Below are 20,935 nucleotides of genomic sequence, written 5' to 3'. Positions count from 1 at the left end.
GCAAGTGGCGGTCATCGAACAGGTCGGAGCACGCGAGATCCTGGACTCGCGCGGCAACCCCACCGTCGAGGTCGAGGTGGCGCTGGACGACGGCACGCTGGAGCGTGCGGCTGTTCCGTCGGGTGCTTCGACCGGTGAGCACGAGGCGGTGGAGCTGCGGGACGGCGACGCCAAGCGGTACCTGGGCAAGGGCGTCGAGCGCGCGGTCACCGCGGTGCTCGACGAGATCGGCCCGGAGCTGGTCGGCATCGAGGCCGTCGAGCAGCGCATCGTCGACCAGAAGCTCGTGGACCTTGACGGCACGCCGGACAAGGGGCGGCTCGGCGCCAACGCGATCCTCGGTGTGAGCCTCGCGGTCGCGAAGGCGGCGGCGACGAGCTCCGGCCTGGAGCTGTTCCGCTACATCGGCGGACCGAACGCGCACGTGCTGCCGGTGCCGATGCTGAACATCCTCAACGGCGGCTCGCACGCCGACACCGAGGTGGACATCCAGGAGTTCATGATCGCGCCGATCGGCGCGGAGACGTTCCGCGAGGGTCTGCGCTGGGGCACCGAGGTCTACCACGCGCTGAAGTCCGTGCTGAAGAGCAAGGGTCTCGCCACGGGTCTGGGTGACGAGGGTGGCTTCGCGCCGTCCCTCGGCAGCAACCGCGACGCGCTCGACCTGATCCTCGAGGCCATCGAGAAGGCCGGTTACCGGGCGGGCCGTGACATCGCGCTCGCGCTCGACGTGGCCGCCACGGAGTTCTTCTCCGACGGCGCCTACACGTTCGAGAAGAACAAGCGGTCCGCCGAGCAGATGATCGGCTACTACTCCGAGCTGGTCCGCGACTACCCGATGGTGTCCATCGAGGACCCGCTGTCCGAGGACGACTGGGACGGCTGGGTCCAGATGACCGCCGAGCTGGGCGAGAAGGTCCAGATCGTCGGCGACGACCTGTTCGTCACGAACCCGGAGCGCCTGGAGGAGGGCATCTCCCGCCGCGCCGCCAACGCGCTGCTGGTGAAGGTCAACCAGATCGGCACGCTGTCCGAGACGCTCGACGCGGTCTCGCTGGCCACGTCGTACGGCTACAAGTCGATGATGTCGCACCGCTCGGGCGAAACCGAGGACACGACCATCGCCGATCTCGCCGTCGCGACCGGTGCCGGCCAGATCAAGACCGGTGCCCCGGCCCGTGGTGAGCGCACCGCGAAGTACAACCAGCTCCTGCGCATCGAGGAGAGCCTCGGCGACGCGGCGCGTTACGCGGGCGAGCTCGCGTTCCCGCGCTACACGCCGGAGAGCTGAGAGGCTGTAAGGCATGGCCGAGCGCGCGCGTCGTCCCCGCCGCCCCCGCGAAGAGCGGGAGGCGAGGCCCGCACGCGCGCGCAAGCCACCCCGTCCCAAGGCGCCGTCGCGGCGCAGTGAGGGCACGGGTGGCGCGTTCGGAATGACCGGTACGCGGCGGGCCGCGATGTTCGCGATGGTGCTGTGCGCACTGGCGCTGAGCATCGCGGTCCCGTTGCGGACCTACCTCTCGCAGCGCGACGAGCTGCGCGACGTGGGAGCCGAGCAGCAGAAGCTGCGCGAGACGGTCGCCGCGCTGGAGAAGCGCAAGTCGGAACTGCAGGACCCGGCGTACGTGGAGATCGAGGCGCGCAAGCGGCTGCACTGGGTGCGGCCCGGCGAGACGCCCTACATCGTTCAACTGCCGGGTGACGAAGGTCGCAACACGGAGACGGAGAGGCCGTCGGGCAAGCAGGCGGCAGAAGGGTCCTGGTACGAGGAACTGTGGGAATCGGTGACGCACAAGTAAGTGCTGCTGACCTGGAAACGGTCGCTCAGCAGCTCGGCCGCACGCCGCGCGGGACCCGTGCGATCGCCTCGCGGTGCCCCAGCGGGCACCCGAACGTCGTGCAGACGGCGCCGCGGCTGCCCGACGGGACGCCGTTCCCGACGCTGTACTACCTGACCTGCCCCAAGCTGAACTCCCTGGTCAGCACGCTCGAAGGTGGCGGGCTGATGAAGGAGCAGCAGGAGCGCCTGGCCACGGACGCGGAACTCGCGGCCGCCTACCAGCGCGCGCACGAGTCGTACCTCGCGGAACGCGACGCCATCGAGTCGCTGGGCACCCAGGTCACCGCGGGCGGCATGCCGGTCAGGGTCAAGTGCCTGCACGTGCACGTCGCACACGCCCTCGCGAAGGGCCCTGGGGTCAACCCCATGGGCGACGAGGCGCTGGCAATCCTGGGCGAGCAGGGGCTGTGGCCCGCAGGTGAATGTTCGGCGAGTTAACAGTCAACGGAACCGAACGCACGCTTCACTCCGTCTTGGGTACACCTAGGCTTCGTAGTGGGGCAGGGTGGGACCGGGGGCGTTCGCCGTAACTGCAGGACGGCGAGCCGCGATGACGCACGAGAGGTGAGTATTCGTGGCAATGGCCAAACTGCGTGGTCCGTCGGCGTTGAGCCCTAGGCAAAAGGGCTTCGCCGTCGCCGCGCTGGCTGCGATGCTCGCCCCAGCGATGATCGTCGGCACCAAGCTCGTCGACTGGGTCAACCTCGCCAAGCACGATGACATCGCTGTCTCCTTAGGCCCCGCCGACGTCTTCGGCGCCCTGCACCGCGACCCGTCCGAGTTGGGCGCCGCCGGCCGCCTACCGCTGTCCGAGGAACTGAGTGCCGCGCTGCTCGCCGACCTCGAGGACGGCACCATCGACGACGGCGACCTCGACGACGGCGAACTGCTCGACGACGCCCCCGGCGTCCACGACATCCCCGGCGTGATGGTGGAGGCCTACCTCCGCGCCGAGGACAAGATGGCCGAGCTCGTCCCCGGCTGCAACCTCGACTGGGCGTTGCTCGCGGGCATCGGCAAGGTCGAGTCGAACCACGCCAACAGCGGCCGCGTGAACGCCGTCGGCGACGCCAGCCCCAAGATCCTCGGCCCGGTCCTCAACGGTGCCCCCGGCATGGCCGCGATCCGCGACACCGACGGCGGTCGCCTCGACGGCGACACCACCTGGGACCGCGCGGTCGGCCCGATGCAGTTCATCCCCGCGACGTGGGCGAGCTTCGGCGGCGACCTGAACGACGACGGCAACGTCAACCCGAACAACATCTACGACGCCGCTCTGGGCGCCGGCCGCTACCTCTGCTCGGGCGGCGGCGACTTGAGCAAGCAGCAAGACCGCGCCGCCGCCGTCTTCCGCTACAACCACTCCACGACGTACGTCGAGACGGTCCTCAAGTGGGCCAAGCAGTACAGCGAGAACGTCGACCCCCTGCCGCTGCTGCCGGACACCGGCAACAACGTGCAGAACCCGCAGCCGGGCAACCCGAACACCGGTAACCCGCCGAACAACGGCAACGGGAACACCGGCAACCCGACGACGACTACGACGACCACCACCACGACTACGACGACCACGACCACGACGCCTCCGTCGAACTGCCCGACCACGACGACAGGCACCACCTCGTCCACCACGTCGTCGACCACGACCACCACGCCGCCGCCGTCTTCGTGCACGACGACGACCACTACGACGCCGTCGACCACCACGACGACCCCGACGACCACCACGGTGACCAACCCGCCGCAGACGGAGCCGTCGACTCCGCCGCAGCAGTCGTCCACGGGCAACCCGCAGTCGTCCACGTTCTCGTACTGGTTGTACGGGGGCGTGGGGGCGGCGCCGCGAGGTGCCCTGCTGAGCGTGGATTACCTCGCCGACGTTCCGGGTCGCGCCACTAGGTGGCGTTCGTGGCGCCGTCGGCGCGACCTCTTCGTGTGTGCGCGATGCTTGCCGGGGGAACATCGGAACCACCGAGGAGTGATCATGTCGCGCGTTGCTGCCATCGACTGCGGAACCAACTCGATCCGGCTGCTGATCGCCGACGTGACCAAGCGCGACGACGGCACGGCCTGGCTGCGGGACGTCCACCGCGAGATGAAGATCGTCCGGCTCGGTCAGGGCGTGGACGCGACTGGGCAGCTGCACCCCGACGCTATCGAGCGCACCCGGCAAGCCCTCCTCGACTACGCGCGCACGATGCAACGCAAGGGCGTGGAGACCGCACGGATGGTCGCTACGAGCGCGACGCGTGACGCGAGCAACCGCGACGAGTTCTTCGGCATGACCGAGCAGATCCTCGGTGCGCCCGCCGAGGTGATCACCGGAGACGAGGAGGCGAGGCTGTCCTACCTCGGCGCGGTGGCCGACCTCGACCCGGACGAGGGACCCTTCCTCGTCACCGATCTGGGTGGTGGCAGCACCGAGTTCGTCCTCGGCACGGGCTCCGGTGTGGAGGCCGAGAGGTCGATGGACATCGGCTGTGTGCGGCTGACGGAGCGGTTCATCAAGTCCGATCCGCCCACCGCGGACGAGATCGCACAGGCGGAAGCGTTTGCGCGTGCGGCGATCAAAGAGGCATTCGAAGTCGTCCCGGTCGAGAAGACCAAGACGTGGATCGGCGTCGCCGGCACGGTTACGACATTGTCAGCCCTGGTCCAAGGGCTGGAGGTGTACAACAGCGACGATATTCACCTCAGCCGCATCACACTTGACAATGTTCGTGAAATCACCGACCGTATCCTCTCCATGACGCATGATGAGCGTGCCTCGCTGGGACCCATGCACCCCGGTCGAGTGGATGTGATCTGCGGTGGAGCGGTGGTACTGCGTGCGATTGCCGACGAACTGGAGAATCGCGCGGGAATTCGCACGCTCGTGTGCAGCGAGCACGACATCCTCGACGGCATCGCGTTTTCGCTGGTCTAGCGCCGAATTAAGGTGCGCTTGAGGCGATCGTGACGACTTTGTGACCGATTTCAGTGCGCGTACTGCTGGACGCCCCGGTTAACGTCCTCTCACGTTTTGGGAGGTGGACGAGACCTCCCGGGGAGGCGCGCGCACGCAATATCTGCGGAGCGGCGCCGGGGAAAGGCGGGAGAGACTGATGTCGCGATCACGGGTTGCGTGGGTGGTACTTCCCACCGCGCTCGCCATGACGCTCAGCGCATGCGGCGGCGGTGGCGGTAGCAACAACGCCACCGATGGCAAGGACAACCCGGAAGGCACGGTGTCCATCTACGGCACCGAGCCCAAGAGCACCTTGTTCCCGGCCAACACGACCGAGGCCGGCGGTGGCAAGGTCACCGATTCGCTGTTCTCGCGGCTGGTCGGTTACAAGACCGAAGACGGCGCGCCCTACAACTTGATGGCCGACTCGATCACGACCAGTGACGCGAAGGTCTACACGATCAAGCTCAAGCAGGGCTGGAAGTTCCACGACGGCACCGAGGTCAAGGCGAAGAACTTCGTCGACGCCTGGAACTGGGCCGCGTACGCGCCGAACGCGCAGCAGGCGGCATCGTTCTTCTCCCCGATCGCGGGCTTCGAGGACGTCCACCCGTCCGACGAGAACGCCAAGCCGGCCAAGGACAAGATGTCCGGTCTCGAGCTGGTGGGCGACTACGAGTTCAAGGTCACCCTCAACGGCCCGACCTCGGTCTTCACGACGATGATCGGCTACACGCCGTTCTCGCCGATGGCCGACTCGTTCTTCGCGGACCCGAAGGCCGCCGAGGCCAAGCCGATCGGCAACGGCCCGCTGAAGTTCGTCTCCCGCACGCCGAACGCGCTGATCAAGATGGAGCGCTTCGACGACTACAAGGGCGAGGACAAGGTCCACTTCAAGACCTTGGACTACAAGATCTACTCCTCCCAGGAGACCGCGTACCAGGACCTGGTCGCGGGCAAGCTGGACTTCATGGAGGCCCTGCCCCCGTCGGCCAAGGTCGGCGAGAAGTACAAGGCCGACCTCGGTGACGCGGTCGTGAACGCCAACCTGCTCGGCCAGAGCGCGATCGCGTTCCCGCAGTACATCCCCGAGTTCAAGAACCTGAAGCTGCGCCAGGCCGTCTCGATGGCCATCAACCGGGAGCAGATCACGAAGACCGTGCTGGCCGGCTCGTACGTGCCGTCCACCAGCTTCGTGTCGCCCGGCATCAAGGGCTACCGCCCGGACACCTGCGGCGAGTACTGCAAGTACAACCCGGAGAAGGCCAAGCAGCTGTTCCAGGAGTCGGGCTTCACCGGCACCAAGCTGACCATCCAGTCCAACCAGGACGGTGGCCGCAAGGAGCCGCTCGAGGCGGCGTGCAACAGCATCAAGCAGGCGCTCGGCGTCGACTGCGAGTTCGTCGGTGCCACCAACTTCGGTGCGTTCCGCCAGATCGTCGACGGCAAGCAGCTGACCGGCATGAGCCGTTCGGACTGGTCGGCCGACTACCCGTCGATCGAGAACTTCCTCAACCCGCTGTACCGCACCGGTGGTTCGTCGAACGACTCGAACTACGACAACCCCGAGGTCAACGCGCTCCTGAAGAAGGCCGACGAGACGGCCAACGAGGAGGAGGCGATCAAGATCTACCAGCAGGCAGAGGACATCATCGCCAAGGACCTGCCCTCCATGCCGACCTGGAACGAGAAGGGCATCGGCGGCCGTTCCAAGAACCTGCTCGCCGCCAAGATGTCGTTCAAGCGTCAGGGCGCTCTGGAGTCGTTCCGCGTCAAGGCCTGATTGCCGAACACCTGAGTTCTGACTGATCCGTCCGGCCCCGCGTCCCTCAAGCGTTACGGGCGCGGGGCCGGTGCGGTGTCAGGACCTTGGGCGCCCCCACCACGCAAGGAGCCGACCTCATGGGTCGCTATGTGCTGCGCCGTCTGCTGCAGCTGATACCGGTCTTCCTGGGGACCACTTTTCTGATCTATGCCCTGGTCTGGGCGATTCCGCAGGACCCCTTCGCGGGCAAGTGCGGCCAGCGGCCGTGTGATCCGGCCTACATCGCCGAGATGAGCCAAAAGCTCAATCTCAACGACCCGCTGGTGATCCAGTACTTCAAGTACCTGGGCAACCTGCTCGTCGGTGACTTCGGCACCACCTTCAACGGCGTCTCCGTCGGTGAGCAGATCGCCACCTCGTGGCCGATCACGCTCAAGATGGGCATCATCGCGCTGATCATCGAGGCCGTCATCGGCATCATCGCCGGCGTCCTCACCGGTCTGCGCAAGCAGGGCTTCCTGGACAACCTGGTCCTGGTCTCGACCCTGTTCCTGATCTCGCTGCCGGTCTTCGTCACCGGTTTCGTGCTGCGGCTCTACCTCGGCCCGCAGGGCTTCGACCTGATGGACACCTCGGTCAGCTCCGATCCGACGTTCGGCGAGCTGATCCTGCCCGGCTTCGTGCTCGGCAGTCTCTCGATGGCCTACGTGGCCCGGCTGACCCGGTCGAGCATCGTCGAGAACCGGCGCGCGGACTACGTGCGCACGGCCATCGCGAAGGGCCAGCCGCAGAGCCGCGTCGTCGGCATCCACCTGCTGCGCAACTCTCTGATCCCGGTGATCACGTTCCTCGGCACCGACCTCGGCAGCCTCATGGGCGGCGCGATCGTCACCGAGGGCGTCTTCAACATCAACGGCATCGGCGGTCTGATCTTCCGCGGCATCCAGGAGAAGGAAGGCATCATGGTCACGGGCATCGTGACCCTGCTGGTGCTCGTCTACCTGCTGATGAGCCTGATCGTCGACCTCCTGTACGCCGTTCTCGACCCGAGGATTCGCTATGAGTGACCCAGGATCCGTGTCCGGCGGAACCGGACTCGAGGCGTCCGCGGCGGCAGGTGTCGACCAGCTCAGCCACGTCGACGACTCGTCGCAGAAGCAGCGCAAGCCCCGCTCCCTCTGGAGCGACGCGTGGGGCGAGCTCCGCACCAAGCCCTCGTTCATCATCTCGCTGGTGATCATCGCGATCATCGTGCTGATGGCGATCTGGCCGACGTTGTTCACGTCGGTCGACCCGCGTGCCGCCGACCTCGACAAGTCACTGCAGTCGCCTTCGGGTGACGCGTGGTTCGGCTACGACCTGCAGGGCTACGACGTCTACGCCCGTGCCATGCACGGCGCTCGCGCGTCGCTGCTGGTCGGCATCTTCGCGACGTTGCTGACCGTGCTGATCGGGTCGACCGTCGGCATCATCGCGGGCTACGCGAAGACGTGGATCGACAGCCTGCTGTCGCGGTTCGCCGACATCTTCGCCGGCATCCCGTTCGTGCTCGGTGCGATCGTCATCCTGACGACGCTCAACGCGCCCACGGAGAACCCCGGCGTCTTCCAGATCATCACGCAGGTGGTGCTCTCGATCGCCGTGCTGTCGTGGCCGGTGGCCATGCGCATCATGCGTTCCGCGACGCTCGTGGCGAAGCAGCAGGACTACGTCAAGGCCGCTCGCGGTCTCGGTGCCTCGCCGCTGCGGATCGTGTTCCGGCACCTCCTGCCGAACACCGTGGCGCCCGTGCTGGTGTACGCGACGATCGCCCTGGGTGCCTTCATCGGCGCCGAGGCGACGCTGGCGTTCCTCGGCATCGGCCTGCGTCCGCCGGTGGTGTCGTGGGGCGTGATGATCTCCGAGTCGCGCGACTACTTCCAGTCGGCTCCGCACATGCTGCTGTTCCCCGCGGGCTTCGTCACGATCACCGTGCTGGCCTTCGTCATGCTCGGTGACGCCGTGCGCGACGCCCTCGATCCCAAGTCCCGTTAGGGGAATCCTGTGACTCAGCCATTGCTGGAGGTCGAGGATCTCCACGTGGAATTCCGCACCCGCGACGGTGTCGCGAAGGTGCTCAACGGCGTTTCGTACCACGTCTCGGCGGGCGAAACCCTTGCCGTGCTGGGCGAATCCGGTTCCGGCAAGTCCGTGACCGCCCAGACGATCATGGGCATCCTGGACACGCCGCCGGGGTTCATCACCAACGGCACGATCAAGTTCCGCGGTGAGGACCTGCTGACCCAGTCGGCGGAAGAGCGTCGCCAGGTTCGTGGCGAGGGCATCGCCATGATCTTCCAGGACGCTCTTTCGGCGCTGAACCCCGTGTTCACGATCGGGTTCCAGATCGAGGAGCAGCTCAAGGTCCGCCGCGGGATGTCCAAGGCGGACGCGCGCAAGCGGGCGATCGAGCTCCTGGACCAGGTGAAGATCCCGAACGCCAAGGGTCGCGTCGCCGACTACCCGCACCAGTTCTCCGGCGGTATGCGGCAGCGCGCGATGATCGCGATGTCGCTGGCGCTCGACCCGGAGCTGCTGATCGCGGACGAGCCCACGACCGCGCTGGACGTCACCGTGCAGGCCCAGATCATGGACCTGCTGGCGGAGATCCAGAAGGAACGCGACATGGGCATGATCCTGATCACCCACGACCTCGGCGTCGTCGCCGACGTCGCGGACCGGATCTCGGTCATGTACGCGGGCCGCATCGTCGAGCACGCCGACGTCTACGAGCTGTTCCGCGCGCCGGGGCACCCGTACACCGAGTCGCTGCTCGAGTCCCTGCCCCGCGTGGACCTGCGCGGCCAGGAGCTCAAGACGATCAAGGGCCTGCCGCCGTCGCTGACCAACATCCCGCCCGGCTGCCCGTTCAACCCGCGCTGCCCGCGCGTGTTCGACCGGTGTGCCTCCGAGGTGCCTGCTGTGCACAACCTCGGCATGGGCCGCACCAGCCGGTGCCACATCGCGGAGGAGGTCGTCGCTCGTGGCTGAGCCGATCCTCGAGGTCGAGAACCTCGTCAAGCACTTCCCGGTCCGCGTCGGCGTGCTGTTCAAGCGCACCGTGGGCCACGTCAAGGCCGTCGACGGCGTCTCGTTCTCGCTGAACAAGGGCGAAACCCTTGGCGTCGTGGGCGAATCGGGTTGCGGCAAGTCCACGCTGGCCCAGGTGCTGATGCGCCTGGAACCGCCGACGTCGGGCCTGGCGCGCTTCGAGGGCCGCGACATGTTCGCGATGAAGGGCGCGGAGCTGCGCAAGCTGCGCCGCGACATCCAGATCGTGCTGCAGGACCCGTACACGTCGCTGAACCCGCGCATGACGGTCGGCGACATCGTCGGTGAGCCCTACGAGATCCACACCGAGGTCGCGCCCAAGGGCGACCGGCAGCGCAAGGTCCAGGAGCTGCTGGAGATCGTCGGCCTGAACCCGGAGCACATCAACCGGTACCCGCACCAGTTCTCCGGCGGTCAGCGCCAGCGCATCGGCATCGCCCGCGCGCTCGCGCTGAAGCCCAAGGTGATCGTGTGCGACGAGCCGGTGTCCGCTCTGGACGTCTCGATCCAGGCGCAGGTCATGAACCTGCTGGGCGACCTGCAGTCCGAGATGGGGCTCTCGTACGTCTTCATCGCGCACGACCTGTCGGTGGTCCGCCACCTGTCGGACCGCGTCGCGGTGATGTACCTCGGCAAGATCGTGGAGATCGGCACCGAGGAAGAGATCTACGAGCGCCCGATGCACCCGTACACGCAGGCGCTGCTGTCCGCCGTGCCGGTGCCGGACCCGACCCAGCGCGGCCGGCGCGACGTCATCCGCCTGACGGGTGACGTGCCTTCGCCGATCGACCCGCCGTCGGGCTGCCGGTTCCGCACGCGGTGCTGGAAGGCGCAGGACATCTGCGCGACCGAGGTTCCCGAGCTCGTGGTGCGCAACGACGGTCACCCCGCCGCGTGCCACTTCGCTGAGGAGCGCGCGGTCGTCTGATCGGGTTTTCAGCTGGTTGAGGGGTCGTGCCCGCGGGCGCGGCCCCTCAACTCGTCGAAGGCCCTCGTCGTGGGGGCTCGGCTCACGAACTCCTTGATCGCGAGCGCGCACTCCCGCGGGCTGTTCACGCCGGTGTCGACCTCGAAGTCGTAAAGCCCGTGCTGGTGGACGCTCAGCCGCTGCGCGGCGCCCTGCCCCGGCATCCGGTCATCCCTGGCCTGTTCGCGCCGCTCCAGCTCGTCTGGAGGGCACTGCACGCCCACCAGCACGACGTCCAGGCCGTCCATCACCTCCAGGCAGTCCTGGAGGCGCCACGGCTCGCTGAGCAGGTGGTCGACCACGATGTCGTTGCCGGCCCGCGCCATGCCCGCCACAGCGCGGTGGAAGCCCGCCCTCATGCGGCGCAGGAACGCGGCCAGTTCGGGGGCGTCGAGCTCCATGACCCGGTCGCCGGCGCACATCGCGCTGAACGCGTCGATGCTCATGTGGAAGTACGAGGGGTCCAGCACCTGCAGAAGCTCCGCGGCGATGCTCGACTTGCCGGAGCTGGACGTCCCGTTGAGGAAGATGATCATTGCTTCGCGAGGTCGGTGAGCGACACGCCGGGACCGACCTCGCGCGTGCCGGTCTCGACGAAACCGCGCTTGCGGTACAGCGCGAGCGCGGGCTCGTTCCTGGTGCCCGTGCTGACGACCTGCGGCCCGTCCGGCAGCGCGTCGAGCAACTTCGACGCGATGCCGCGGCGGTGTGCCCGCGGGTGCACGACCAGCCGGCAGATGTCCACAGTGGACCCGTCGAGCCGATAGGACACCGCGCCCGCGAGACCTTCCTCGTCGTAGAGCCCGAGGAAGGTCTCGTCGCAGGCACGGAGTTCGTCGAGCGACTCGTGCAGCGGCGGGATGCCGTCGAAGCCGATGAGCTCGGCCTCGACGGCGTACGCCAGCCGTTGCACCGTCCAGAGCTCGTGCAGGACGGTGCCGTCGGACAGGTCGAGGATCACGTGCCGGAGGAGTTCCGGACGAACGCCGCCAGGTCCTCGGACTGCTGGATCCTGCTGGGCTCGTGGACGTACATCATGTGGCCGGCCGGGTAGTAGGCCGACTCGATGTTCGCCGTGAGCTCCTTCGGGATCTGCAGGTGCGCGATGAGGTGCTCGGCCGCGAAGTACGGCGTGGCACCGTCGTACCAGCCGAACGCGACGTGGACCTTGAGGTGCGGGTTCGCCCGCATCGCCGCCGAGAGCTTGCCCGCCGTTGTGACGTGACGGCCCTCGAACTCCTTGTACGACCACTGGTCGATGACCCTCGCGAGCACCTCGTACGGCAGGTCGCTGGAGTAGCCGAGCTCGGCGTGCAGGTAGTGGTTGAGCACCGCCGAGTACGGGCCGAGGATCGCGTCGATGGACGGGTCCGCGGAGATGCCCTCACGGCCGTAGTCGGTGTCCCAGCCCGTGAAGCGGGCGTCGATGCGGCCGACCGTCTTCCGGTCGCGGCGGAGCAGTTCGGTGAAGAACCGGATGTGCTCGATGCGCAGGTCGACCGCGTCCACGTACTCCTCGGACAGACCGGTGAGCCGGGCGAGCTTCTCGATCGTCGCGGCGCGCTCGACATCGCTGAGCCGGTTGCCGCGGGCGAGGGCGTAGGGGTAGTCGCGGACCGCGAACTCCTCGGCCTCGGCGAGCACCTCCTTGAGCGGGCGGTCGCCGTGCAGGCCGTGGTAGTTGGCGATGGCCGCGTACGTCGGCAGGAAGAGCGTGTAGGCGAGGTCGTGGCCCTCGTTGAACTCCAGCGTCGCGAAGTCCAGCACCGAGGAGATCAGCATGAGCCCGTTGAGGTACATGCCGTACTTCTTCTGCAGGTGCTCGGCGAGACCGGCCGCGCGGAGCGTGCCGTACGACTCGCCGCAGAGGAACTTCGGGGACATCCAGCGGCCGTTGCGCGAGGTCCAGAGCCGGACGATCTCGGCGATGGACTCGATGTCGGGCTGGTAGCCGTGGTAGCTGCCGGGCCTCTCGCCCTGGGCGGCCCGGGAGTACCCGGTCGACACCGGGTCGATGAACACGAGGTCGCTCTCGGCGAGCAGGCTCTCCTCGTTGTCCGCGATCCCGTACGGCGGGGCGGTGAGGTCGCCGACGTCACCACTGAGGACCCGGCGCGGCCCGAGGAGTCCCATGTGCAGCCACACGCTCGCGGAACCCGGTCCGCCGTTGAACGCGAACGTCACGGGCCGCTTCAGCGGGTCCGCGCCGTCGAGCGTGTAGGTGGTCACGAACACCTCGGCCTTGGGCTTGTGGCCCTCGAACACGCCGTCCTTGAGCACTTCTTCCTTGAGCACGATCCGCCCGGTGGTGGCGGTGTAGTTCAGCTCGCGGCCCTTGACGACGATGCTGTGCTGGGTGGTGACCAGATCATCAGCGGGAGACTCGGGCTTCTCTTCGGTCTTCTCCTCGGACATGGGAGCAACACTACGGAACTCGACGATCGAATAACGGCCTGCCGAGCGTGCCCGCGCCTGGTCGCGTGGCGCGAGTCCGTGGCGGTCTCGAAGCGCGCGGCGTTCATGGACCAGGACTACTGGGCCAGACCGGTCCCGGGCTTCGGGCCGATGGACGCGTCGCTGCTCATCGTGGGCCTCGCCCCCGCAGCGCACGGCGGAAACCGAACGGGGCGGATGTTCACCGGCGACCCCTCCGGCGACTTCCTGTACCGGGCGTTGTACGAGGTCGGCCTGGCCTCGCAGCCCCGCGCGTGGGCCAGGGACGACGGCATGGAGCTGTACGGCGTGCGTATGGCCTCGCCCGTCCGATGTGCGCCGCCGGACAACAAGCCGACGCCCGCGGAACGGGACCGGTGCTCGCCGTTCCTGCGCGAGGAGATCTCGCTGATGCCGAACCTGCGGTCCGTCATGGTGCTCGGCGGGTTCGGGTGGAAGGCGTTCCTGCCGTTGCTGGGGCCGGAGCGGCCGAAGTTCGGGCACGGGGTGGAGGTCGAGATGGGCGGGCTGCGGGTGTTCGGGTGCTATCACGTGTCGCCGCACAACACGTACACCGGCAGGCTGACCCAGGAGATGCTGCAGGACGTGCTGAAACGGGCCTCTGCCTAGGATGCGCCGCGTGAAGTTCTGGACCGAAGACAGCTACGGCGTGCAGGCGCCGCTCACCGACGAGGCAGTTCGCGAGGCCGAGGCGTTGCTGGGCGTGCGGCTGCCGGAGGCGCTGCTGGAGCTGCTGCGCGTGCAGAACGGTGGTGGCGTGGTGGACGAGCGGTCCGCGTTCCCGACGAGCGAGCCGACCTCGTGGGCGCCGGACCACGTGCCGTTCGACAGCCTGATGGGCATCGGGACGGCGGAGCGCACGACGTCGTTGCTCGACACGCGCTACCTGGTCGAGGAGTGGGGGCTGCCGTCACCCGTCGTGCTGCTGACCGGGGACGGCCACTGGTGGATCGCGCTGGACTACCGGACGTGCGGGGTGACCGGTGAGCCGTCGGTCGTGTGGCTCGACGCCGAGGGCGAGTGCGAGTTGCCGCTGGCGGCCGACTTCCGGACGTTTCTCGACGGCCTGGTGCCCGCCGAGTCGTTCGACTAGCGAGTTCGCCGAAGGATCAGCCGAATCCCGCTGACCCGTGTAAGGCTGACCGCCATGAAGTGGTGGCGGGCAGGGGTGGCGGTGGCGGCGTTGCTGATCGTCGTCGCCGCGGCCAGTGGCACGTCGCCGGTCACGTTCGTCAACCGCCTGGACGACCGCCCGCCGCCGCAGAACAGTGCGCCGCAGCTGGACGTTCCGCTGCCGAACGAGCTGCCGGGTGTGTTCGCGGTGCCGCTCACCGTGTACCTGGTGCTGCTCGCCGGGCTCGTCCTGTTCGGACTGATCGGGATCATCCTGGCGTTCGAGCTGCCCCGCTGGCGCCGTCGCGGAGGTGTGCGCGGCGTCGAGGTCGAGGGTGCCGAGATCGGGGAGTCCGCGGTGGTGAAGCGCGTCGAGAAGGCGTTGCAGGAGTTCACCGAGCACCCGAACCGGCCGCCGCGGGACGCCGTGATCGCCGCCTGGCTCGCGCTCGAAGCCGCCGAGGAACGGCTGCCGCACCAGACGCCCACGGAGTTCACCGAGAAGCTCGGTGTGGACGCCGTGGTGCTCAAGGACCTCTACCAACGCGCGCGGTTCGGGCACGAGGACGTGACGGCCGCGCAAGCTCAGCAGGCACGGCAAGAGTTGAGCCGCATCGTCCGGGAGCTCGCATGAAGACAGTGCTGGCACTGGTGGCCGGCGTGATCATCGGTGTCGTGATCTGGTGGCTCGGCGCCTCGCCGGCGTGGGCCGCGGCGCTGGCCGTGCCGCCCACCGCGTTCGGCGTGCTGGTCACGAGGTTGCCGCGGGCCACCGACATCGTCTGGAGTTCGGCACCGCCGCCACCCGGTTCGATCAGCACCGCGGTCGCCAGCACGCTCGCGAGCAGGCTCACCGAGGCGGCGGAGGACCCGAGGCGCTACCAGGAACGGTTCCGCGCCCGGTTCGCACGACTGGGGATCGAGGCGTCCGAGATGCCGGATCCGAAGCAACTCGCGGAGAGGCTCAGGAGGGTCGAGTGACCATTTCGCTTGAGGCCAAGGCGGTCCTCGACGAGATCGGCAAGGTCGTCGTCGGGCGCACCCGCACGCTGCGGCTCGCGTTCGCGGCCGTGCTGGCGGGCGGGCACGTGCTGCTGGAGGACGTGCCGGGCCTGGGCAAGACGCTGATCGCGCGGTCGCTCGCGCAGGCGCTCAGCCTCGACTTCCGCCGCCTGCAGTGCACGCCGGACCTGCTGCCGGCGGACGTCACCGGGTCGTTCCTCTACGACCCCGGCAGCCGTGAGTTCGAGTTCCACCAGGGGCCGGTGTTCGCCGGGCTGCTGCTCGCCGACGAGATCAACCGAACGCCGCCGAAGACGCAGTCCGCGCTACTGGAGGCCATGCAGGAGCGGCAGGTGACGGTCGAGGGGCGCACGTTCCCGCTGCCCAGGCCGTTCCACGTGCTCGCGACCTCGAACCCCGTCGAGTACGAGGGCACCTACCCGTTGCCCGAGGCGCAGCTCGACCGGTTCCTGGTGCGGCTCGACATCGGGTACCCGCCGCCGGAGGAAGAGGTCGAGGTCCTGCGCCGCCGGCTCGCGCGGCAGCGGGAGGAGGCCGAGGTGGCGCCGGTGCTCGCCCCCGGCAGGCTCGCCGAGCTGCAGGCCGAGCTCGAACAGACCACAGTGGACGATGATCTCCTGCGGTACTGCGTCGATCTGGCGGTCTCCACGCGCAACCACTCCTCGGTCGAGGTGGGCGCGTCACCCCGTGGTGCGCAGGGACTCGTGCTCGTCGCCCGCGCACTGGCCACTTTGGACGATCGCGGCTACGTGACGCCCGAGGACGTCAAGGAGTGTGCTGTCGCCGTGCTGGCGCACCGGCTCGTGATGAAGCCCGAGACGTGGACGTCCGGCGTGAACGGCGTGCAGGTCGTCACCGAGCTGCTCGGCAAGGTTCCGGGCCCGCCCAGCTCATGAGCCGGGCGGACAAGATCAGGGAGGCGTTCGCCCAGTCGCACGGCGCGCACTGGCACCCGACGGACGCGTACTCGCGCGCCGTCTGGCTGGGCGTCGGGCTCGTCGTCGGCGGGATGTTCCTGCACCAGGTGGAGCTGGTGCTGTTCGGCGTGCCGCTGATCCTGTCCGTGCTGCTCACTCAGAAACCCCGTGGCACACCGACGGTCGACGTTCGTCCCGTGCCGCGTGGGGCGGGCATGGGCGTCGTGCACACGGTCGCGCACCTCGACGGCGCGGACGCGGAGATCGTCGTGGTCAAGCTGCCGGGTGGTGCCCGCGTGGTACCGGCGCACTCGCCCGACCTGCCGGTGGAGATCCGGCGCGACGCCTGGGGTCCCGGCGTCGACCTGCGGCTGGACCACCTGTTCGCCGGGCCGGACGGCATGCACGTCTACGGGCCGATCGTCGGGGTCGAGCACGTCCGCACGATCCTGCCGCCGGTCGAGCACCACCCGTCCGGCCCGCTGCCGCCCCGTCCGGCCGGGCTGGTCGGCATCCACCGGTCGCCGCGCGCCGGCGACTCGACCGAACTGCGCGACATCAGGGCGTTCCAGCCGGGGGACAGGCTCAAACGCATCGACTGGCGCGTCACGACCCGCACCGGCACCGTGCACGTCCGCGAGCGGCACGCCGAGGCCGACGCGGAGATCGTGCTGGCCTTGGACACGCGTGCGGACGTCGGTGTGGACGTGGCGGACTGGGCCTCTCCTCACTACGGGGCGACGACGCGGCCCGGCGGCAGCCTGGACCGGGCGGTGCGGCAGGCGGCGTCGATGGCCGCGGGCTACCTGCGGCAGGGCGACCGGGTGGCGTTGATGGACCTGTCGCGGCCGCAGCTCAACGTGCGTTCCGGCGTCGGACGGCGGCACCTGATGCGTATCCGCACGCAGCTCGTCGTGTGCGTGCAGGCCGCCGGGTGGTCGTCGCGCGTTGCGTTGCGCAAGCTGCCGCACGGGAGCGTGGTCGTGGTGCTGTCGCCGTTCCTCGACGACGACATCGCGGAACTGGCCGTGCAGACGCGCAAGCACGGGCACGTCGTGCTGGCGATCAACACGCTGCCGATGGCGTTGGAGCCCGACGCGGAGACGCCGTGGGGTGAGGTCGCGGCCGAGATGATCGCCGTGGAGCACCGGCTGCGGCTGCGGCGCATGGCCGAGCACGGGGTGGCGGTGACGCGGGAATGCTGATGCGCCTGGCGATCGTGCTCGCGGCGTTGCCCGTGGCGCTGGTCCTGCACCTGGAGTCCACGTCGATCGCGCCGCTGCTGATCGTCTCGGTGCTGACGGCGCTCACCGTGCTGATGCCGGGGAGCGCGGGGCCGGCGTTGCTGATCGGCTACGCCGCGCTGGTGATGGCGTTCGCCGACGGGCACCCGTTGCGGCTCGGCGTGCTGATCATGATTCCGGCGCTGCACCTCATTCACGTGACGTCCGCGCTCGCGGCGGTCGTTCCGGTGAAAACGAAGATCGAGCCCGCAGCGCTGAAAGCACCGGCGCGCCGGTTCGCCATTGTCCAAGTGATCACATTTGTCGTCACGGCCTTCGCCGCGTTCGTCCCATCGGGTGCCGGCATCGGGTTCGTGGAGGTGCTCGGACTGGGCGCTCTGACGGTCGTGATCGGGGTCGTCGCGCTGAGGATCTGAATCGACTCTCTCAGGGAGAACGGCTCGACTTCGACAGGAGGCGCAGGTCAGCCGCCATCGTGTCCCGCATCACCCGGCGACGGTAGTCACAACGGCCCTTTCGGACGCGCGAAAAAGTGGGTCCTGGTGCGACCATATGTGTATGGCTGCTGTGAAGTCGCACCCCACTCGGATCGTCATTGTCGGCGGTGGGTACGTCGGTATGTACACGGCTCTCGGACTGCAGAAGAAACTGCGCTCCGGTGAGGCGTCCGTGACGGTAATCGACCCGCAGCCGCACATGACCTACCAGCCCTTCCTGCCTGAGGCGGCGGCCGGCTCGATCGAGCCGCGCCATGTCGTCGCTCCACTGCGCAAGGTGCTCAAGCGCTGCCACGTCGTCACCGGCCGCGTCACCAAGATCGAGCACGCGCGCAAGATCGTGACCGCCGAGCTGTCGGACGGCCACGTCGAGGAGATCGAGTACGACGTGCTCGTCTCCGCGCTGGGTGCGATCTCACGCACGCTCCCGATCCCCGGCCTGGCCGAGGTCGGCATCGGCATGAAGACGATCGGCGAGGCGATCTACGTCCGCAACCACGTGCTGTCGCGCCTGGACCAGGCAGCGAGCACGAACAACGCGGACCTGCGCAAGAAGCTGCTCAGCTTCGTCGTCATCGGTGGTGGCTTCGCGGGCATCGAGACGCTCGCCGAGCTCGAGGACATGACGCGGTATGCGCTTCGTTACTACGAGGGCATCAAGCCCGAAGAGATGAACTGGGTCCTGGTCGAGGCCGCCGGGCGCATCATGCCCGAGGTGTCCGCCAAGCTCGGCGCGTGGACCGTCGAGGCGCTGGAGAAGCGCGGCATGAAGATCTACCTCGACACCCGTGTGAAGTCGCTCGAGGGCGGTCACGTCATCCTCGACGACGGCACCGAGTTCGACTCGGACACGATCATCTGGACCGCCGGTATGAAGGCGAACCCGGTGCTGCGCAACACGGACCTCCCGCTCGACGAGCGCGGCCGCGTCCGGTGCACCGCCGCCATGCAGGTCCAGGGCCTCGAGGGCGTGTGGGCCGCCGGTGACTGCTCCGCGGTGCCGGACCTCTCGCGCACCGAGGAGGACCCGACGGCGACGTGCGTGCCGAACGCGCAGCACGCCATCCGCCAGTCGAAGCTGCTGGCGAAGAACATCGTCGCGCAGATGCGTGGCCAGCAGCCGAAGGACTACTTCCACAAGTACCTCGGCTCGGTCGCGGGCCTCGGCCTCTACAAGGGCGTCGCCGACGTGTTCGGCCTGCGCTTCAAGGGCCTGCCCGCGTGGTTCATGCACCGCACCTACCACGTGATGTTCATGCCGACCGTGAACCGCAAGCTCCGCGTGCTGATGGACTGGACGCAGGCGCTGTTCTACGGCCGCGAGGTCGTTGCCCTGGGTCAGATCAACGACCCGAAGTCGGACTTCGATCGCGCAGTGCAGTCCTGATGTTGTCGACACGAGCGCTTTTCTCGTGTCGACAACATCAGGAGCCAGCTTCTGGAAGTGTCACAGTTTTTACTGTCAGTGAGTGACGTCGTGCCCCGGATGATCTCCTCGTTCGGGGCACTCGTCTGACCTCAGGGCGGAACTTGAGCCCCCAATCGGAGTAAGCTCCGAGGGGCGTCTTGACATTGCGTTACGTGTTTCGGAGACTACGGCTGGTGCATCACCTGAATGCGTGATTCGCCATGTGGGGAGAGAGGTGATCCCGATGTCTCTCGAGGAGCTGGCCGCACAGCTTCGTCGCGGTGAGATCGAGGACCCCGCGTTGGCGCAGTACGCCGCAGAGTACGCGCAGGCGGGGCAAGTTTTCCGCAGCAAGAAGGACGATTGAGCAGGTCGGCTGACGGGCGGGTGCCAGGTGCCCCGTCCGAGGCTGCCAGACCACTTCTGCTGCAGGGTCAGGAATACCTCTTCCGCTCCCCGCCCAAGTGCCTGGACTTCCAGGAACAGGTCCACCGCCTCGGCATGGTCGACGAGGGCGACGGCAACCCGCAACCCTGCGTGCTGGTGCTGGCCCGCGCCGCCGACATGGAGATGAACGAACTCTCCATCGCCCTGGCCGAGCGCGGCATCAGGATGGCGAGGATCGACGCCGACCGCTGCGTCGACCTGCCCCTCTCGGTCTACACCGACCAGCCCCTGCTCGAACTGGACCGCTGGCTCCTGCGCCCCTTGCTGGTCTGGCGCCGCCACTTCGAACTCTCCGCAGTCCCAGTAGAGCCAGGAACCCTCGCCGGCGCCTACGCCGTCGACCAGTGGGCCTCAGTGGCCAACTGGCTGTCCTCACGCTCCGACTGGGCTCACGTGAACCCGTCACGCTTCTCGACGCACCTGGACCGTCTGACGCAGCTTTCCGACGCGTCCGCCTTCGGCCTGCGTGTGCCGCGCACGGCCGTGACAACCCGCCCAGGCCGCACACGCCCCGGCGGCGGCGCCTGCATCGTCAAAACGGCGGGCAGACACCTCCTCGAACCACGCCCAGGCGTACAACACGGTCTGTTCCCGCGCCCGCTGGAAACCTCCCGCGCCTCCGACGCCCCAGAGCCGGCTCCCGTGATCGTCCAGGAGTACGTGCCGTCCGAGACCGAGCTCCGCGTGTTCGTCGTGGGCGAGCAGTGCCTGGCCTACCAGGTCGACAAGCTGGACCCGGCCCAACTCTGGGTGGATCCCGACGCGGTCCGCGTCACGCCCACCACAGTCCCCGCGTCCCTCTCGGACAAACTCCTGGCGCTCGCCCGGCACTGGCGCGTGCAGGTGGCGGCGTTCGACCTGCTCGTGACCGGCGGTGACCACGTGTTCCTGGAAATCAACGTCAACTGCGACTGGCGCTGGTTCGAGCACAGGGCAGGCGACAACAACGTCTCCGCGGCCGTGCACGACTGGGTGGCGCTGCGCTTCAAGGAGCTGCTCGGTGCAGGGAGGGTCCGCTGATGTTCGCGACCGTTCGACGCTTAGCCGGATGCTCGCTCTAGTCCAATTCGCTGGGCCGCTCGGGCGAGAAACCACCATCCGCTCACACAAGCGGACGATCAAGGCCTAGGTGTACTGATCGGAGAGGTTAGGAACGCGGCTGGCGGGTGGTTGGCCTGCGAGTGCGGTGTGGCCGCGGTGGTGATTGTAGGTGTGCAGCCAGC

22 protein-coding genes are annotated in these 20,935 nt (G+C 68.1%); 19 read left to right on the top strand and 3 right to left on the bottom strand.

The features are described from left to right. The first annotated feature begins 4 nt into the window (after nt 1-4). From eno to IG04_RS0140540, 9 genes are all read left to right on the top strand, one after another. Nucleotides 5-1,291: a phosphopyruvate hydratase gene (gene eno / locus IG04_RS0140585; RefSeq protein WP_030482071.1), complete on the top strand. Its 1,287-nt coding sequence runs from the start codon at nt 5-7 to the stop codon at nt 1,289-1,291. Nucleotides 1,292-1,304: 13 nt separating this feature from the next. Beyond that, a complete protein-coding gene (locus IG04_RS0140580) occupies nt 1,305-1,799 on the top strand; it encodes an FtsB family cell division protein (RefSeq protein WP_245816708.1) in 495 nt (164 codons plus the stop codon). Next, complete coding sequence (locus IG04_RS0140575) at nt 1,775-2,278, top strand: DUF501 domain-containing protein (RefSeq protein WP_036016909.1); 504 nt, start codon at nt 1,775-1,777, stop codon at nt 2,276-2,278. The genes IG04_RS0140580 and IG04_RS0140575 overlap by 25 nt, the downstream gene beginning before the upstream one ends. A gap of 1,546 nt (nt 2,279-3,824) precedes the next feature. Then, complete coding sequence (locus tag IG04_RS0140565; RefSeq protein WP_030482105.1) at nt 3,825-4,766, top strand: Ppx/GppA phosphatase family protein; 942 nt, start codon at nt 3,825-3,827, stop codon at nt 4,764-4,766. Nucleotides 4,767-4,944: 178 nt separating this feature from the next. Further along, nucleotides 4,945-6,570 (top strand): peptide ABC transporter substrate-binding protein, encoded by a 1,626-nt coding sequence (locus tag IG04_RS0140560; RefSeq protein ID WP_030482068.1) that lies wholly within the window; start codon nt 4,945-4,947, stop codon nt 6,568-6,570. Between the two features lie 119 nt (nt 6,571-6,689). Beyond that, the gene (locus IG04_RS0140555) at nt 6,690-7,619 is read left to right on the top strand and encodes an ABC transporter permease (RefSeq protein ID WP_030482067.1); all 930 of its coding nucleotides are present in this window, start codon (nt 6,690-6,692) and stop codon (nt 7,617-7,619) included. Next, nucleotides 7,612-8,586, top strand: a complete 975-nt coding sequence (locus IG04_RS0140550) for an ABC transporter permease (RefSeq protein WP_030482066.1) — start codon at nt 7,612-7,614, stop codon at nt 8,584-8,586. Before IG04_RS0140555 ends, IG04_RS0140550 begins: the two co-directional genes overlap by 8 nt. 9 nt (nt 8,587-8,595) lie before the next feature. After that, nucleotides 8,596-9,582, top strand: a complete 987-nt coding sequence (locus IG04_RS0140545) for an ABC transporter ATP-binding protein (protein WP_030482065.1) — start codon at nt 8,596-8,598, stop codon at nt 9,580-9,582. Further along, the gene (locus IG04_RS0140540; RefSeq protein WP_030482064.1) at nt 9,575-10,570 is read left to right on the top strand and encodes an ABC transporter ATP-binding protein; all 996 of its coding nucleotides are present in this window, start codon (nt 9,575-9,577) and stop codon (nt 10,568-10,570) included. Before IG04_RS0140545 ends, IG04_RS0140540 begins: the two co-directional genes overlap by 8 nt. Nucleotides 10,571-10,578: 8 nt before the next feature. On the opposite strand, the gene IG04_RS0140535 is transcribed toward IG04_RS0140540, so the two are convergent. From IG04_RS0140535 to IG04_RS0140525, 3 genes are read right to left on the bottom strand one after another with little or no spacing between them, the layout of a single operon-like run. Further along, nucleotides 10,579-11,145, bottom strand: coding sequence for a chloramphenicol phosphotransferase CPT family protein (locus IG04_RS0140535; protein WP_030482063.1), 567 nt, complete (start codon nt 11,143-11,145; stop codon nt 10,579-10,581). Then, nucleotides 11,142-11,570 (bottom strand): GNAT family N-acetyltransferase, encoded by a 429-nt coding sequence (locus IG04_RS0140530; protein WP_030482062.1) that lies wholly within the window; start codon nt 11,568-11,570, stop codon nt 11,142-11,144. Before IG04_RS0140530 ends, IG04_RS0140535 begins: the two co-directional genes overlap by 4 nt. Next, complete coding sequence (locus IG04_RS0140525; protein WP_030482061.1) at nt 11,567-13,024, bottom strand: S10 family peptidase; 1,458 nt, start codon at nt 13,022-13,024, stop codon at nt 11,567-11,569. The genes IG04_RS0140530 and IG04_RS0140525 overlap by 4 nt, the downstream gene beginning before the upstream one ends. A 78-nt stretch (nt 13,025-13,102) precedes the next feature. Between IG04_RS0140525 and IG04_RS0140520 the strand changes: the two genes are divergently transcribed. The 10 genes from IG04_RS0140520 (at nt 13,103) to IG04_RS0140475 (ending at nt 20,732) form a co-directional block, all read left to right on the top strand. Next, nucleotides 13,103-13,672, top strand: coding sequence for a uracil-DNA glycosylase (locus tag IG04_RS0140520; protein ID WP_245816709.1), 570 nt, complete (start codon nt 13,103-13,105; stop codon nt 13,670-13,672). A gap of 10 nt (nt 13,673-13,682) precedes the next feature. Next, nucleotides 13,683-14,156 carry an SMI1/KNR4 family protein gene (locus IG04_RS0140515; protein WP_211257915.1) on the top strand — a complete coding sequence of 158 codons (474 nt, stop codon included), beginning with the start codon at nt 13,683-13,685 and terminating at the stop codon, nt 14,154-14,156. 54 nt (nt 14,157-14,210) lie between these two features. After that, nucleotides 14,211-14,810, top strand: coding sequence for a DUF4129 domain-containing protein (locus IG04_RS0140510; RefSeq protein WP_084402152.1), 600 nt, complete (start codon nt 14,211-14,213; stop codon nt 14,808-14,810). After that, nucleotides 14,807-15,157, top strand: a complete 351-nt coding sequence (locus tag IG04_RS0140505; RefSeq protein WP_051771909.1) for a hypothetical protein — start codon at nt 14,807-14,809, stop codon at nt 15,155-15,157. Before IG04_RS0140510 ends, IG04_RS0140505 begins: the two co-directional genes overlap by 4 nt. After that, nucleotides 15,154-16,095 carry an AAA family ATPase gene (locus tag IG04_RS0140500; RefSeq protein WP_030482057.1) on the top strand — a complete coding sequence of 314 codons (942 nt, stop codon included), beginning with the start codon at nt 15,154-15,156 and terminating at the stop codon, nt 16,093-16,095. The genes IG04_RS0140505 and IG04_RS0140500 overlap by 4 nt, the downstream gene beginning before the upstream one ends. Continuing rightward, nucleotides 16,092-17,321, top strand: a complete 1,230-nt coding sequence (locus IG04_RS0140495) for a DUF58 domain-containing protein (protein WP_051771907.1) — start codon at nt 16,092-16,094, stop codon at nt 17,319-17,321. Before IG04_RS0140500 ends, IG04_RS0140495 begins: the two co-directional genes overlap by 4 nt. Next, nucleotides 17,315-17,776, top strand: coding sequence for a hypothetical protein (locus IG04_RS0140490; RefSeq protein ID WP_030482055.1), 462 nt, complete (start codon nt 17,315-17,317; stop codon nt 17,774-17,776). Before IG04_RS0140495 ends, IG04_RS0140490 begins: the two co-directional genes overlap by 7 nt. Nucleotides 17,777-17,918: 142 nt before the next feature. After that, complete coding sequence (locus tag IG04_RS0140485; RefSeq protein ID WP_030482054.1) at nt 17,919-19,244, top strand: NAD(P)/FAD-dependent oxidoreductase; 1,326 nt, start codon at nt 17,919-17,921, stop codon at nt 19,242-19,244. Between the two features lie 265 nt (nt 19,245-19,509). Continuing rightward, complete coding sequence (locus tag IG04_RS48765) at nt 19,510-19,632, top strand: hypothetical protein (protein ID WP_256238980.1); 123 nt, start codon at nt 19,510-19,512, stop codon at nt 19,630-19,632. After that, a complete protein-coding gene (locus IG04_RS0140475) occupies nt 19,629-20,732 on the top strand; it encodes an ATP-grasp domain-containing protein (RefSeq protein WP_051771905.1) in 1,104 nt (367 codons plus the stop codon). The genes IG04_RS48765 and IG04_RS0140475 overlap by 4 nt, the downstream gene beginning before the upstream one ends. Nucleotides 20,733-20,935 lie beyond the last annotated feature (203 nt).

Origin of the sequence: Lentzea albidocapillata (genome assembly GCF_000719115.1) — a bacterium.
In the GTDB taxonomy this organism is placed as follows: domain Bacteria; phylum Actinomycetota; class Actinomycetes; order Mycobacteriales; family Pseudonocardiaceae; genus Lentzea; species Lentzea albidocapillata.
Note: the sequence above shows the minus strand (reverse complement) of the source record. Positions and strands in the feature narration are given on the sequence as shown.

Excerpts from the sequence above, each read along its gene's own strand:
- IG04_RS0140580 (WP_245816708.1), top strand. The coding sequence starts at position 1,305 with ATGGCCGAGCGCGCGCGTCGTCCCCGCCGCCCCCGCGAAGAGCGGGAG.
- IG04_RS0140565 (WP_030482105.1), top strand. The coding sequence starts at position 3,825 with ATGTCGCGCGTTGCTGCCATCGACTGCGGAACCAACTCGATCCGGCTG.
- IG04_RS0140560 (WP_030482068.1), top strand. The coding sequence starts at position 4,945 with ATGTCGCGATCACGGGTTGCGTGGGTGGTACTTCCCACCGCGCTCGCC.
- IG04_RS0140555 (WP_030482067.1), top strand. The coding sequence starts at position 6,690 with ATGGGTCGCTATGTGCTGCGCCGTCTGCTGCAGCTGATACCGGTCTTC.
- IG04_RS0140550 (WP_030482066.1), top strand. The coding sequence starts at position 7,612 with ATGAGTGACCCAGGATCCGTGTCCGGCGGAACCGGACTCGAGGCGTCC.
- IG04_RS0140535 (WP_030482063.1), bottom strand. The coding sequence starts at position 11,145 with ATGATCATCTTCCTCAACGGGACGTCCAGCTCCGGCAAGTCGAGCATC.
- IG04_RS0140525 (WP_030482061.1), bottom strand. The coding sequence starts at position 13,024 with ATGTCCGAGGAGAAGACCGAAGAGAAGCCCGAGTCTCCCGCTGATGAT.
- IG04_RS0140510 (WP_084402152.1), top strand. The coding sequence starts at position 14,211 with ATGAAGTGGTGGCGGGCAGGGGTGGCGGTGGCGGCGTTGCTGATCGTC.
- IG04_RS0140505 (WP_051771909.1), top strand. The coding sequence starts at position 14,807 with ATGAAGACAGTGCTGGCACTGGTGGCCGGCGTGATCATCGGTGTCGTG.
- IG04_RS0140495 (WP_051771907.1), top strand. The coding sequence starts at position 16,092 with ATGAGCCGGGCGGACAAGATCAGGGAGGCGTTCGCCCAGTCGCACGGC.
- IG04_RS0140490 (WP_030482055.1), top strand. The coding sequence starts at position 17,315 with ATGCTGATGCGCCTGGCGATCGTGCTCGCGGCGTTGCCCGTGGCGCTG.
- IG04_RS0140485 (WP_030482054.1), top strand. The coding sequence starts at position 17,919 with ATGGCTGCTGTGAAGTCGCACCCCACTCGGATCGTCATTGTCGGCGGT.
- IG04_RS48765 (WP_256238980.1), top strand. The coding sequence starts at position 19,510 with ATGTCTCTCGAGGAGCTGGCCGCACAGCTTCGTCGCGGTGAGATCGAG.